Genomic DNA, 1943 nt, shown 5'->3' on the forward strand with positions numbered 1-1943 from the left:
AAAAAAATTGCAAATATTGAGCGTCGTGAACGTGAGTTTTTAACTCCGCATGAAATCGATCAACTTATTGACGCTTCAAAAAAACAAGGTCGACACAGCCATAGAGATGCGACGATGATTTTGTTAGCTTATCGTCACGGATTGCGTGTTTCTGAATTGGTATCACTACGTTGGCAACAGATCGATTTGACCTCAGGTTTAATGCAGGTCAATCGGCGAAAAAATGGTCTCAATTCAGTACACCCACTTTTTGGCCCAGAACTCAGGGCATTACGTAAAATAAAACGAGCTTATCCGCAGACAGACTATGTATTTATTTCCGAACGAGGTAGCCCAATGATCGACTCAACATTTAGAAAAATTGTTGCTAGAGCCGGGGTGGAAGCGCAGTTAGGCTTTTCGATTCATCCGCACATGCTTCGACATTCAACAGGATACAAATTAGCAAATGATAGCCAAGATACGCGCACCATACAACAATATCTTGGTCATAAAAATATACGTCATACGGTTCGATACACCGAGTTATCTGCGGATAAATTCACTCATCTTTGGCCTGATTAATGAGTAAGAGTTTTTCGCAATACAGCCTCATTGAATACGGTAAATTGAGTAACATGGATTTTTCTCTGATCAACAAATGCCGAGGCGAACACAATAAGTTAGGATTTGCCTATCAGCTCATTTTTATTAAATTACTGAACACAGCACCTTGTCAGTCGCCTTTTGAGATTATTGAAGAAATAGTGATTTATGCAGGCATGCAATTATCATTAGACAGCACAATTATTTGCTTATATTTGAATAGACAAAAAATATCAGCTCATCAAAAAACAATCATCACGTATCTACAATACAATGCCTTTAACGAGCAAACACAAATGCTTCTAAAAGATTTTATTTTTCAACAAGCATTACAATTTGAACCGATTAGTTTATTACAAATTAAGTCGGTTGAATTTTTGCGGGATTTAAAAATGTTGCTTCCTGCTGAAGATACTTTGTTACGAATAATAAGAACCCAACGTTCTTCAGCAAGGAAATTATTATTTGATAAAATCCATATGTGCTTATCCCCAGATATTATTAATAAACTCGATGTATTACTAGAAGTTATAGCATATTATTCACCTATTGAAAATTTAAAATCCCCTGTCAAAAATGCGTCACCAGACACTATATTGAATTTAGTAGAACGATCAGAGTGTATTATTGCGACTGGTGCATTACAGATCGATTTATCACATGTGAATAATAATTATAAACGTACCCTGGCCAATGAGGTTAAACGTTGCTCCGCTGATCGAATAAAAAAAATGGAGCCAACCAGAAGGTATACTGCATTAATCTGTTTTCTCAAAGAAGCTTATCAAAATAACATAGATTTATTGATATCAAGTTATATTAAATTGATGAATGCTGCACATACACGAGCAAATAATCAAGTGGATAAAGAATTTAAACAGAATGAAGCTATGATCAGAGAATCATTAGCAAATTACGAAGAGATAAAAGGAGTTATACGTGATATAACGATTCCTGATTCTCAATTACGCCTTGTTCTGTATGAACGATTTCCTGATGAGCTGGAAAGAGATTTACCTGAAATCCATACTTTATTAAATGGAAAAAAAACTCAAGTTTTCAAAGCGTTTACCAACAAATACTCCTACTTCAGGCAATTCACTCCAAGGCTATTCTCCTTGCTGGCTTTGCAGCATGAATCAAAAAATACGAAATCAAATACGCTACAAGCTTTGAATGTGTTGAATAAATTGAATGAAGATAATAAACGAACACTGCCTGATAATGTCCCACTTGAATTCATCCCTAAACAACTAAAAAAACTCGTGATTAACAGCAAGAAAAATATTGAACGGCACACGTGGGAATGTGCGCTTTATTTGAAAATAAGGGACGAAATAAAACAAGGTAATATAAAT

Annotated in this window: 2 protein-coding genes; both read left to right on the forward strand. The window is 35.2% G+C overall.

Features of this window, described 5'->3' with window-relative positions:
• On the forward strand, positions 1-564 hold a 564-nt coding region (locus tag Megvenef_RS09195), incomplete at its 5' end, for a tyrosine-type recombinase/integrase (RefSeq protein WP_322777625.1).
• The coding region (locus Megvenef_RS09200; RefSeq protein WP_322777626.1) for a DUF4158 domain-containing protein at positions 564-1943 on the forward strand (1380 nt) is incomplete at its 3' end. The genes Megvenef_RS09195 and Megvenef_RS09200, both read left to right, overlap by 1 nt.

This window comes from Candidatus Megaera venefica (genome assembly GCF_034554655.1).
Taxonomy (GTDB): Bacteria; Pseudomonadota; Alphaproteobacteria; order Rickettsiales; family Rickettsiaceae; genus Megaera_A; species Megaera_A venefica.